Source organism: Acinetobacter oleivorans DR1, assembly GCF_000196795.1.
In the GTDB taxonomy this organism is placed as follows: domain Bacteria; phylum Pseudomonadota; class Gammaproteobacteria; order Pseudomonadales; family Moraxellaceae; genus Acinetobacter; species Acinetobacter oleivorans.
In genome coordinates, this window is record NC_014259.1 from 2891607 (window position 1) to 2904300 (window position 12694).

The 12694-nt window shown below is 37.8% G+C and carries 13 protein-coding genes; 7 read left to right on the top strand and 6 right to left on the bottom strand.

Going from position 1 to position 12694, the window contains the following annotated elements:
• The first annotated feature begins 61 nt into the window (after window positions 1–61).
• Entirely contained in the window at window positions 62–1342 is a 1281-nt protein-coding gene (locus AOLE_RS13575) for an aspartate kinase (protein ID WP_004793772.1), read from the top strand.
• Between the two features lie 245 nt (window positions 1343–1587).
• Complete coding sequence (csrA, locus tag AOLE_RS13580) at window positions 1588–1842, top strand: carbon storage regulator CsrA (RefSeq protein WP_004793773.1); 255 nt, start codon at window positions 1588–1590, stop codon at window positions 1840–1842.
• A gap of 67 nt (window positions 1843–1909) precedes the next feature.
• Here the strand turns inward: csrA and rnhB are convergent, their stop codons facing one another.
• The gene (rnhB, locus tag AOLE_RS13585; RefSeq protein WP_013198503.1) at window positions 1910–2476 is read right to left on the bottom strand and encodes a ribonuclease HII; all 567 of its coding nucleotides are present in this window, start codon (window positions 2474–2476) and stop codon (window positions 1910–1912) included.
• A 70-nt stretch (window positions 2477–2546) separates the two neighbouring features.
• Window positions 2547–2936 carry a hypothetical protein gene (locus AOLE_RS13590; protein ID WP_004793775.1) on the bottom strand — a complete coding sequence of 130 codons (390 nt, stop codon included), beginning with the start codon at window positions 2934–2936 and terminating at the stop codon, window positions 2547–2549.
• Window positions 2937–3173: 237 nt separating this feature from the next.
• Here AOLE_RS13590 and AOLE_RS13595 point away from each other — a divergent pair, with 237 nt between their 5' ends.
• Complete coding sequence (locus tag AOLE_RS13595; protein WP_005299282.1) at window positions 3174–3731, top strand: cytochrome b; 558 nt, start codon at window positions 3174–3176, stop codon at window positions 3729–3731.
• A gap of 44 nt (window positions 3732–3775) precedes the next feature.
• Here the strand turns inward: AOLE_RS13595 and AOLE_RS13600 are convergent, their stop codons facing one another.
• The 3 genes from AOLE_RS13600 to AOLE_RS13610 all read right to left on the bottom strand — a co-directional run bounded on the left by AOLE_RS13600 (window position 3776) and on the right by AOLE_RS13610 (window position 6758).
• On the bottom strand, window positions 3776–4774 hold the full coding sequence (locus AOLE_RS13600; RefSeq protein ID WP_013198504.1) for an adenosine deaminase: 999 nt from the start codon (window positions 4772–4774) through the stop codon (window positions 3776–3778).
• 116 nt (window positions 4775–4890) lie between these two features.
• Window positions 4891–6210: an NCS2 family permease gene (locus AOLE_RS13605; protein ID WP_004793782.1), complete on the bottom strand. Its 1320-nt coding sequence runs from the start codon at window positions 6208–6210 to the stop codon at window positions 4891–4893.
• Between the two features lie 320 nt (window positions 6211–6530).
• On the bottom strand, window positions 6531–6758 hold the full coding sequence (locus AOLE_RS13610) for a hypothetical protein (protein ID WP_013198505.1): 228 nt from the start codon (window positions 6756–6758) through the stop codon (window positions 6531–6533).
• A 572-nt stretch (window positions 6759–7330) separates the two neighbouring features.
• Here AOLE_RS13610 and AOLE_RS13615 point away from each other — a divergent pair.
• Window positions 7331–8053 carry a pirin family protein gene (locus AOLE_RS13615; RefSeq protein ID WP_005299292.1) on the top strand — a complete coding sequence of 241 codons (723 nt, stop codon included), beginning with the start codon at window positions 7331–7333 and terminating at the stop codon, window positions 8051–8053.
• 76 nt (window positions 8054–8129) lie between these two features.
• Here the strand turns inward: AOLE_RS13615 and AOLE_RS13620 are convergent, their stop codons facing one another.
• Window positions 8130–8750, bottom strand: coding sequence for a TetR/AcrR family transcriptional regulator (locus AOLE_RS13620; protein WP_002163161.1), 621 nt, complete (start codon window positions 8748–8750; stop codon window positions 8130–8132).
• A gap of 523 nt (window positions 8751–9273) precedes the next feature.
• Here AOLE_RS13620 and AOLE_RS13625 point away from each other — a divergent pair.
• From AOLE_RS13625 to AOLE_RS13635, 3 genes are all read left to right on the top strand, one after another.
• Window positions 9274–10233 carry a metal-dependent hydrolase gene (locus AOLE_RS13625; protein WP_013198508.1) on the top strand — a complete coding sequence of 320 codons (960 nt, stop codon included), beginning with the start codon at window positions 9274–9276 and terminating at the stop codon, window positions 10231–10233.
• Window positions 10234–10298: 65 nt separating this feature from the next.
• Entirely contained in the window at window positions 10299–11132 is an 834-nt protein-coding gene (locus AOLE_RS13630) for an SDR family NAD(P)-dependent oxidoreductase (RefSeq protein ID WP_013198509.1), read from the top strand.
• Between the two features lie 22 nt (window positions 11133–11154).
• Window positions 11155–12678 (top strand): flavin-containing monooxygenase, encoded by a 1524-nt coding sequence (locus tag AOLE_RS13635; RefSeq protein ID WP_013198510.1) that lies wholly within the window; start codon window positions 11155–11157, stop codon window positions 12676–12678.
• Window positions 12679–12694 lie beyond the last annotated feature (16 nt).

Genomic DNA, 12694 nt, shown 5'->3' on the forward strand with positions numbered 1-12694 from the left:
TCACTTTTTGTGTAACTGACCCTGAAAAGCCTCTCAGGGTCATGGCTTATATGGAAAAACTATGGCATTAATCGTTCAAAAATATGGCGGTACTTCTATGGGTACCCCCGAGCGCATTTTAAATGTTGCTCGTCGTGTTAAGCGTTGGCATGATCACGGTCACAAGGTTGTTGTGGTTGTATCTGCAATGAGTGGTGAAACAAACCGCTTACTTGCTCTCGCTAAAGCCATTACCGAAACACCTGACCCACGCGAGTTAGACCAAATGGTTTCAACCGGTGAACAGGTGACGATTTCCATGTTAGCTATGGCACTTAATTCGATTGGTGTGGAAGCTAAATCCTATACCGGACGTCAAGTCGGTATTAAAACTGACAGTGCATTTACCAAGGCGCGTATTGAGTCTATTGATACAGATGTCATGACCAATGACCTAGATGCAGGCCGTGTTATTGTTGTTGCAGGTTTCCAAGGCTTTGACGCTAACGGAAATATCACAACGCTAGGCCGCGGTGGTTCAGATACTTCTGGTGTTGCTCTTGCTGCTGCCTTAAAAGCAGACGAATGCCAAATTTACACTGATGTAGATGGCGTTTACACCACTGACCCGCGTGTTGCTCCTAAAGCTAAAAAAATCGACCGTATTTCTTTTGAAGAAATGCTAGAAATGGCTTCATTAGGTTCAAAAGTTTTACAAATTCGCTCAGTAGAATTTGCCGGGAAATATCAAGTTCCTTTACGTGTATTATCAAGTTTTGATAATGATAACGACGGCGCGTTTGACGAAGAATTTAAAGAAAATGTAGGTACACTCATTACGACTGAGGCGGAAGATACTATGGAACAGCCAATCATTGCAGGTATTGCTTTTAACCGTGACGAAGCAAAATTAACGATTTTAGGTGTACCTGATGAACCAGGTATCGCTTCTAAAATTTTATCACCAGTAAGTGATGCCAATATTGAAGTCGACATGATAGTGCAAAATGTTGAAGAAGATGGCACAACAGATTTCACTTTCACTGTAAACCGTGTTGATTTAGCGAAAGCTGAAAAAATCTTGAACGAAACTGCCAAAAATATTGGTGCACGTGAAGTTTCAACACGTGATGACATCGTTAAAGTGTCTATCGTAGGTGTAGGTATGCGTTCACATGCAGGCGTAGCGAGCAAGATGTTCACTGCCCTAGCTGACGAAGGCATCAACATTCTTATGATTTCAACTTCTGAAATTAAAGTTTCTGTCATTATTGATGAGAAATATCTTGAACTTGCTGTTCGTTGTCTACATACCGCTTTTGGTTTAGATCGTGAACATGGTGAAAGCAGCGCCCGCGCTTAATTTTACCAAACGGTCAATAATTCATTAAAAAATGTTTACTTGTCCGACAATAATCAAAGAAAACACAGAGCCGCTATAGTTTTTTTTATAGCGGCTCTGTTATATTAAACGGAAAGTTTTTTGGCAGTGATTATCAAAATATGACTTTGTTCTCATATTTCTGTTAGAATCTGACTGAAAACTGAGGTTGAGCTTTTATTTGGGTACCAATATTGCAGTTTTAAGCGTTTAGCAAGGAGATAAACATGCTGATTCTGACCCGCCGTGTCGGGGAAACATTAATGATTGGGGATCAAGTCAGTGTTACTGTGCTTGGCGTCAAAGGAAACCAGGTTCGTATTGGTGTGAATGCACCAAAAGAGGTTTCTGTTCATCGCGAAGAAATTTATCAACGTATTCAACATGAACGTGCAATGCATGAACACCTTCAACATCTTGATCAAGATTATCAAGTTTCTTTTGAAGATGATAATTATGCACAGAAAAACTTCAATCGTTAATATGAAGTTATTCTCTCCCTAATTAAAGCGACTTTCTAGTCGCTTTAAATTTTTTAGGACTTTGTATTTATAAGCCTAGAGCACGTTTAACAGGAGCATAGCTGCGGCGGTGCTGATCGATTACCCCATGCGTTGCAATTGCTTCAAAATGTGCTTTAGTTGGATATCCTTTATGTTTGGCAAAACCAAATAATGGATATTGCTGATCTAATTCTGCCATTTGTCGGTCACGTGTAACCTTTGCCAGAATACTCGCCGCACTGATCTCAGGATGACTCGCATCCCCCCCAACAATAGCTTCACAAGGAATAATGATTCCTTTTGGAATTTGATTTCCATCTACAATCACTTTTTGTGGTTGAGCTTTTAAACCATCAACTGCGCGCTGCATGGCCAAAAAAGTCGCTTGTAAAATATTTAATTCATCGATTTCAGCATGCGTTGCTTCTGCAATTGACCAAGCTAAGGCTTTTTCTTGTATTTCAATAAACAACTTTTCACGTTTCTTTTCAGTTAATTTTTTAGAATCATTTAATCCCTCAATTGGATTATTCGGATCTAAAATAACAGCCGCTGCCACAACGGAACCTACTAACGGACCACGTCCCGCCTCATCTACACCAGCAATAAACATTTACTCTTCACCTTTAAACAAAAGAGGCTGATCAATAGTAATCAGCCTTCTTTAATACAAAAATCATTAATTACTTTTGTAAAGCTTCTGCCACACACTCATTTACAGTTTTTGAAACCACTTGGTTTACAATTGTAGCACGTGCATTTACATCAAATGCAGCCGCTGCCAATTCTACTGCCGTTACACTATTTGGTGCCTTTTCGCTCACACAACCACAAACATTAGTTTGAATGCTATCACGTTGCTCAGCAGTCATAAGCTTTGTTGCTGTTTTCCAAGCGGCAACATTATTAATCTCTGTAATACATTTCGCATTTACAGCAACTTTTAATGCAGCCACACCCAACTGCTGAGTTGTTGTTTGTGCAGAAGTAGCGCCTGTACCCGTACCTGTAGTCGTTGCACAAGCTGTTAAAGCTAAAACAACTGGCGCTAGAGCGAGCATCAATTTTTTCATCATTTTTTCCTTTGATTGAACGTTGGCAGCGCGTATTGTGCCTAAACTCGACTTTAGAAGAAACAAATAATTTGATGCATTTATGCAATCTTTTTTCCCCAGCAAAACTCAGCTTATCAAATGCATTTTTCCTTAAACGTTCTGTTTTTAGCACGCTCTGTTACATTTAAAACATTTCTCAAAATCAGTGCTTTCTCATAAAATTGAAAATCAAAACGACAAAAAAATAGGTTTTTTATGCCTGCTGTTTCATCTCAGTATTACACCCGTACCGCACAAATCCTGCATTGGGTGATGGCAATCATTTTCATCGCAGCATGGGCTATTGGTTTCTATAGTGGAAATTTTTTAAGTTATGACGTTGATGGTCCCTTTAAAGGCGATGTCATTACGCTGCACAAAAATATTGCGACCACCATTATCTTTTTGGTGATTATCCGGATTTTATGGCGCTATACACATCCAGCTCCAAAACTACCTGACACCATGTCCCCAATGATGAAAACTTTGGCACATGTTGGTCATCTATTGCTTTATGTGATTTTGGTGGCTTTACCTGTCACTGGTTGTTTATTTAGCTGGAGCGCTGGTCACCCTGCGCCTGTTTTATATTTATTTGAAATTCCGCGTTTAGTACAAGATAACCCAGAACTTTTAGCTGTTGTTAAACCATTACACGTTTATATTTCTTGGTTTGCAGGCTTGCTGATTGTTGGGCATGTGCTTGCAGCTTTAAAACATCACTTTGTTGATAAAGACAATATTTTAAATAGCATGACTAAACAACCTAAATAAAACGTATGTATAAAAAAACCGCCTGAGATAGGCGGTTTTTTTATTTAAATTTTTTGGATTTCTGCAATCCACTTTTGTTTTTCTTCATCTGAAATGAAAGAGGCTTCAAAAGAGTTAATTGCGAGTTGCTTCAACTCATCATTGTTTAAGTCTAAAGCTTGTTGGATAGCAAAGAAATTATCATTCATATATCCACCGAAATATGAAGGATCATCTGAGTTAACCGTCACGTGTACGCCTTTTTGCAATAGACGACGGATATTATGATCTTTCATATCCTTAACAACGCATAGCTTTAAGTTACTTAAAGGGCAAACAGTTAACGGCATTTTTTCGTTAATTAAACGCGCCATTAATTGTTCGTCTTCTTCAGAACGCACACCATGATCAATACGGTTCACTTTGAGTAGATCTAAAGCTTCCCATACATATTCAGGTGGACCTTCTTCACCAGCGTGAGCAACGATTAAGAAACCTTCTTCACGAGCCTTAGCAAAAACACGTTCAAATTTAGCTGGCGGATGCCCTACTTCACTTGAATCGAGGCCGACTGCAATAATATCTTGTTTAAATGGTAAAGCTTGTTCAAGTGTTTCAAATGCAGCTTCTTCACTTAAATGACGTAAGAAACACATAATCAGTTGAGAGCTGATACCAAACTTAGCTTTGGCATCTGCACACGCACGCTTTAAACCACCAATCACTGTTGAGAACGCAACACCACGGTCAGTGTGAGTTTGCGGGTCGAAGAACATTTCTGTATGAACAACATGATCTTCGGCACATTTCTCAAAATAAGCCCATGCTAAATCATAAAAGTCTTGTTCATGTACAAGAACATTCGCACCAGCATAGTAAATATCTAAAAATGATTGAAGATTATGAAAGTTGTAAGCTTGCTTTACTTCTTCAACAGATTTGTAAGGAATCTGAATCTGATTGCGCTGGGCAATTGCAAACATTAATTCAGGTTCAAAAGTCCCTTCAATATGCACATGCAATTCGGCTTTTGGTAAGGCGCGAATCAGCTCGACTTGATTCATATTAACTCCACATCTAAAGAAAAAAGGGTGTGGTCAAAATCACACCCTTCTATAACTTTCTTCTTATTAGAAACTATGACTAAGATAGCTCAAGAAGAAAATTATAAAAAATCATATTAACCGCCAAATGCGATAAATTTAAATACCCAAAGTGCAGCAATAATCCATACCATGTACGGTACAGTTTTTGCCTTACCCGTGAATAATTTAACTAATGCATAGCTAATAAAGCCCATTGCAATACCATCAGCAATTGAATAGGTAAATGGCATAAATACAATAGTTAAAAAGGCTGGAACAGCTTCAGTAATATCATCCCAATCGATATGAGTGATACCTTGAATCATCAACACACCAATGAACAATAAAGCTGGCGCTGTTGCAAAACCTGGTACAGATTGAGCAAGAGGTGCTAAAAATAAACAGCAGATAAATAAGACAGCAACCACAACAGCAGTTAAACCAGTACGTCCACCCGCTGCTACACCTGAAGCTGATTCAATATATGGCGTAGTTGAAGATGTACCTAATGCAGCACCAGCAACAATTGCAGTAGAGTCTGCAAATAATGCTTTCTTCAAACGAGGTAATTTACCGTCTTGTAAAAGACCCGCCCGGTGTGAAACACCAACTAAAGTACCCGTACTGTCAAATAAATCGACAATAAAGAATACAAAGATGACGCCGACCATACTTGCTGTAAATAGACCTTTAAAGTCCATTTGCATGAACGTTGGTGCAATTGAAGGGATTTGACCCACTACACCTTTAAATTCGTTTAGACCTAAAGCAGTAGCAATGCCTGTAACGACTAAAATACTAATAATGATTGCACCGCGAATCTTCAACTGGTGTAAAACTACAATCATTAAAAATCCGAAAAGCGCTAACAATACTGTAGGTTGTTTGATATCGCCCAAACCAACTAATGTCGCTTGGTTATCAACAATGATTCCAGCATTTTTTAGTGCAATCAGTGCCAGGAATAAACCAATACCCCCACCGATTGCAAACTTAAGTGACATCGGAATCGCATTGACAATCGCTTCACGAATTTTAAAGAAGCTAATTGCAAGAAAAACAAGGCCTGAAACAAAAACAGCCGCTAAAGCTGTTTGCCATGGCACGCCCATCCCCATACAAACCGAGTAGGTAAAGTAAGCGTTTAAACCCATACCAGGGGCCAGTGCGATTGGATAATTTGCAATGATCCCCATTACTAAACATCCGATTGCTGCTGCCAAACAGGTCGCAACGAATACGGCACCATGATCCATGCCGGTTTCAGATAAAATGAGTGGATTGACAATAATGATGTAACACATCGTTAGGAATGTAGTTACACCAGCAAGAACTTCAGTTCGGAAAGTGGTTTTATTGTCGCTTAACTTAAATAAACGCTCTAACCAGCCTGCCGAAGAATTGGGCGCCGCCATAAGTAGCCTCTATGCAAAATCTGAACTGTGGAATATTTACTTCTATGTAGGTCGCTGAACAATATTGTTTTTCTGTTCAGCCCTATAAACAAGAATCTCAAACTTATGAAGCAACAAATATGCCACTCATTTGGTTTCTAGTTCTTACATAGGAAATAGCCACAGCCCCTCTTGAAACACAAAAAAGCTGCATAACCCCTATGCAGCTTTTTTACTATACGTTAAATAAGTTTAACAGATTCAACAGAAACATGATCAAAATTTATGAAAAGATATGACCAATGACAAAGTAAAATTCAGAAATTTATCATTCAATATTTTTAGAAAATAATTCTTTTCTCACTTATATATCCTTGCAAATTATAAGAAGCTAAATTGCTGTGGTGAGCATGATTAGGATTGCGTTCGATACTTTGTAAATTTTGTTCTGCTTCTTGAATGATCCGCATGAGCTCTTGATGTCTTTTATTTTGAGTATCTAAATAGGCCCAATATCCCAATACAAAGACGATACCCACGCACAACACTATTAATACTTTATTGATCATTATTATTATCTCTATGTTTTTAATGTTAATGATCTTAACAAAAAATTATAGCTTTGTGAATATTTTCACATTTATTTACAATAATACACTCTTACTCAAATTATTGAAAAGAAAGGTGATTTTAAATTCATCATTTCAATATGTGATAAATACAAAACATTTCCATTGAAAAGTAACTTTATTTCAAAACAGTTTAGCATTAGTTATTTTTAATATTAGCTTTTTATTCATTTTTATTATTAAGTTCATTTAAAGACACAGGGTAGACTAATGTGTATATCGCATGAAATATCTCTAAATTTTCTACCAATTAAATAGGATAAAAAGATTCATTTTTCTTTCAATTGTTCTATTTAAAAGTGTTTGGCGATCTCGCTATTTCCCGATTTTCATCTTTAGCTTTAAAAGTAAAATTTCAATTTTAACCCAAAGAGCTCATTTTCTTACTTAACAAATAATTTTCATTTAATCGTTCTAAAAATCGTACCAAGCTTTCCATTTTCAGTGCTTTATTACGATAAACGCTACGATAAACTACGCTCAGATAGAAAATTAAATCAGGAGAATACATCATGTTTGATATGCGTTTATCTCACGAGCGTGGTGCAGCACATCATGGTTGGTTACAATCAAAACATAGCTTTTCATTCGCTAACTATTGGGATCCTAAACAAGTTGGTTTTTCTGATCTACTTGTAATTAATGATGATAACGTTGCTCCATCTAAAGGCTTTGGTACTCACCCTCACCGCAATATGGAAATTATTTCCTATGTGCTTGAAGGTGCATTAGAGCATAAAGACTCAATGGGTACAGGTTCTGTGATTGTGCCGGGTGACATTCAGCTCATGAGTGCAGGTCGTGGCGTTGCTCATAGTGAATTTAACCATTCAGCTCATGAAGGCGTTCATTTCTTGCAAATTTGGGTTGTTCCAAATGAAGTGAATACAGATCCGGGCTATCAACAAGTTCATATTGATGAAGCAGACAAACGTGGTAAATTGCATTTGATCATCTCACCAAAAGGTGGCGAGAAAACTTTATCGATCAAACAAGACATTAATATTTACTCAGGTCTTTTTGATGGTGAAGAAACTGCTGAATTTGTAATTCCTGAGGGTCGATATGTTTACCTACACGTTGCCAAAGGTCGTGTTGATGTAAATGGTAAAACATTTAACACTGGCGATGCTGCACGTATTCGTGAAGGTGGAAGTTTATCGTTTACCAATGGTGATAACGCCGAAATTTTGATTTTCGATATGCGTCCTGAAGAAGTTCCAACCATGCCATAATGCAACTAAGCCCCCGCATAAAATTTATGCGAGGGCTTTTTTATTGTTGATCGGACTTATAAAATTCTAACTCAGCTCAATGTTCTTCTGAACGTGCCATCTCTGTATTGATATAGCTCATAATCATCGTGGTTAGCCCCTGCACCATTTCATCAAAACTAATATAAGGGTTTGGCAAAATAAGATGCCGCGCGACATTAAAAATTCCGCTATTGATACAAATGTAGGTAATTACAGGCAAATTATTGATTTTTAGGTATTTAGGATTGTGCATCATATATTTCATGATCACTTCCATTAAAGCCTGTTCAATTTTTGGGATGTATTTGTCGTACTGCAATTCCCCTGCATAGCGCAAAACAGTCAAATAGCGGTCATTATTTTTCTTTAATAAATCACTAAAAGTATAAAAAATCATTTCGATGACAGGCTCTAACTCCAACTGTAAAATCGTCGGTGTAAGCTCTGTAATCATGTCCAGAATTTCCCGAACAAAAAAGTGATTCATCGCATCATAAATTTCTTCTTTATTTTTAAAATATTCGTATAAAGACCCGACACTCACCCCTGCAATCTCTGCAATATGGCGTGTTGTAGTGCCACTTGGTCCGTGAAGTGCCACTGCAATAAAACCTGCTTCAATAATCGTGTCGACAGTGACTTTGGCTCGAGTTTGACGAGGTTTACGCGTAGTCATACGATCTAATCAATAATCCGAACATAAAGTCAGATTAGCATGTAATTTGACTCAGTAGAAATATAAAAACAAAATCCGAATAGTTGTCAAACTTAGTAAAAAGAAATGGGAAAAACATGCCCCAAACTATGAGTGAAACTGTGTTTTTAAGTGACTACTGCAATAGCTAAAATTTAAATTAATTTATTGTTTTTCAAATATATAAAATCATTAAATCTAAAATTTTTATTGCAGAACGGGTCTATAAAATACTTTGATATTTTTAAAAATTTACCCGAATTGAATCCGAACATAAAGTCAGATTAATATGAAAAAATTAAAGAAGAGTCACTAAATAGTTTGTCTATCTTTACTCTTCTTTCCGTTATTCAGCCAAATAATCAAACAAATAACGGAGCAACAACACCGTAGTCAATGCAGAGAATCATCTGCTTTTGAAAATGGAATTTTACAGTGCTTTGTTGATCATTGAGTTTATTGATTTTCATCAAAATGCACCACTACTTTGCCTCAGGGTGTCGCCATGATCTCGACCGCAGTTAAAAAATCATTTAACAAACTTAAATTTCAGCGTGAAATTGAGTTACCGGATTTTTCTAGCAAAAGCTCAATTCCAATCCGACATTTAAATATTGGTTTTGATGGAAAGGAAATTGATGTCAGATTCTATATGGACAATCAATTTGCTACTTTGTTTTTTGCCACGCTTTCGGTGTTTTTAACTTATGGTGAAGATCTGGTTATTGAAACCGCTCGCCATCACCGTGAATTTATCAAAGATCCAATATTAAAGCAGCGAGTAACTTCTTTAATTGGCCAAGAAGCAATTCATTCTAAATTGCACAATGAATATAACGATGCCCTTCAAGATGCTGAATATCCTGTTGCGCTATATCGCTTTCTTGGTTCGAACTTCTTTAAATATGTATTTTTGAAATTTCCACAACCACTAAAATTGTCAATGATGGCAGGTATTGAGCATTTTACTGCGGTACTTGCTGAATACATGATGAAGCATGAAAAGAATTTCTATTATTCAGATGATGCAAAAAGCCGTGCGTTGTGGATGTGGCATATGCTTGAAGAATCTGAACATAAAGACATTGCCTACGATGTTTATCAAATCTTAAATGGCAGCTATCCACTGCGCGCATCTGGTTTCTTCCTTGCGCTATTTACGATTTTAGGCTTAATCCCTGCGACTACTTTATTTGTCCCTGTATTAAGAAAGCCGCAAGAGATGCTGACCTTAAAATTCTGGAAAGATGCTCGTCGTGGTGTAGGCTTAATCTTTGGTCCAAAAGATGGTGTTTTTGGCAGTACGATTGGTCAAATTCTTGACTATTTACGTCCAGACTTCCATCCAAATGATCATGATACAACTGAATATCTTGAGTATTACAAACAGAAATTACTGAACGAAGGCGGCGCGATTGCACCTTACTTTGTTAAAGAATTTACCCCACCAGTACGCATGTCTTAATCGTCCTGTATTTCCAGCTATCAAACAGATAGCTGGTATCTCTTCAAGCTATTTATGGATGAATCATGATTTTATTTGGCAAAAAGAAAGTTAAACCAAGCCAAAAAGCTTATGCCGTAGTGACGGGTGCAGGCAGTGGGATTGGTCGAAGTTTTGCACTTGAACTTGCAAAACGTGGTGGCAGCGTAGTGTGTGCAGATATTAATCTCGAAGCTGCTGAAGAAACAGTAAAACTTCTTGAACAAGAAGGCGCTAAAGCTTTTGCTATGCGTTGTGATGTGGGTAATGCTGAACAGGTTAATCATCTAGCTGAAACTGCTGAAATCTTACTTGGACACCCTGTAACTCTTGTCATTAATAATGCTGGTGTGGGTTTGGGTGGCAAGTTTGACGAGCTAAGCCTAGAAGACTGGAACTGGGTCATGAATATTAACCTTTGGGGTGTTATTCACGGTTGCCATGCATTTGTTCCAAAGTTTAAAAAGTTAGGTTACGGTGCAATTATTAATGTGGCATCTGCGGCATCTTACACTGCTGCACCAGAAATGACCGCTTATAACGTGACTAAAGCAGGCGTGCGTGCGCTTTCAGAAACGCTTTCGGCTGAACTGCATAAGTTTAATATTAAAGTGAATGTACTCTGCCCGACGCTGGTTCCAACCAATATCATTAAAAATGGTCGAATTCCAGGACGTTATTCAAAGCTAGCAGACCATGCGCTGATGAACTATGCCTTCACGACAAGTGATGATGTTGCAAGATTAACACTTAATCGCCTTGATCAGGATGAGTTGTATACCATTCCTCAAATTGATGCAAAGTTATTCTGGTTCATGAAACGTGCATCTCCAAGCTTGTATAACAAGTTCCTTGGCACATCGTACAAATTATTTAAATAAGAAATTTATAGGTAGTACACATATGACTGCTCAAATGAAAACAAATGCTTCAGCAAAAAAAGCTGTCAAATCACCAAATCATATTTTCGATACTTTTATTGTGGGTGCTGGCATTTCAGGTATTGCCGCTGCTATTCGCCTAGATCAAGTTGGTTATACCAATTATAAGATTATTGAAAAAGCTGGCCGTGTTGGTGGAACATGGCGTGAAAATACCTACCCAGGTTGTGGTTGTGATGTACCTTCAGCTCTTTACTCTTATTCATTTGCACCAAGTGCAAAATGGAGCCATTTATTTGCGCGCCAACCAGAAATCTTAAGTTATCTGGAAGATGTGAGTAACGAGTTTAATGTTACGTTTAAAATCGAGTTTAATAGCGAACTGCTCAACGCAGCGTGGGATGACTCACGTCATGTGTGGGTACTTGATACCAGTACTGGTCAATATTTGTCTAAAACCGTTATTTTTGCCACAGGTCCAATTACCGAAGCTCAAATTCCACGTCTTGAAGGCTTAGAAACATTTAAAGGCGAGATGTTCCATTCAGCTAAATGGAATCATGATTATGATTTAACTGGTAAACGCATTGCCGTGATTGGTACTGGTGCATCTGCTATTCAGTTTGTGCCACAAATTCAACCAAAAGCGAAAGAGCTGTTTGTGTTCCAGCGTACAGCACCTTGGGTACTACCGAAACCAGATACAGACTTAGGCGAATTTAGTAAATCAGTGATTGCTAAATATCCATCTATTCAGGCGAGCTGGCGTAAAAGTGTAGCGTTAACGCTCAATGCGATTAACTTTGGTTTACGTAATCCACTTGCCCTAAAACCAGTCAATGTATTGGGTAAGCAATTACTTAAATTGCAAATTAATGACCCTGTACTACGTAAAAACGTAACGCCAAACTTTGATATTGGTTGTAAACGTATTTTATTCGCTAACAACTACTACCCTGCACTACAAGCACCGAATACTACACTTATTCCGCATGGCTTGGTGAAAGTAGAAGGCAATACAGTGGTTGCTGCCAATGGTGAACGTCATGAAGTTGATGTGATTATTTGGGGTACAGGCTTTGAAGTATCTCACCCACCGATTGGTAAACGTGTCCATAATGAAAAAGGCCAATGTTTACAAGATATATGGAAGAGTAGTTCTCCAGAGGCTTACTTGGGCACCAACATTGAAAATGTACCCAATGCATTTTTAGTTTTAGGGCCTAACGTACTGGTTTATGACTCTTTCATTGGTTTGGCAGAAGCACAGCTCGACTATATCGTAGATGGCTTATTGAAAATTAAAAACAAAGGAATTAGCAAATTAAATGTTAAATCTGATGTGATTAAAAAGCATAATGATTTAGTGCAAAAGCACTTACAAACAACGGTATTTAATAGCGGCGGCTGTAAGAGTTACTACCTTGATGCCAACGGGCGTAACTTTGCTGCATGGCCTTGGTCATTGAAAAAACTTAAACAACGTTTGAAAAAAGTAGATTTGAAAGATTATGAAGTGACGTATCAAACGACGAAAACTCACTAATTTGTAATTTCGATCA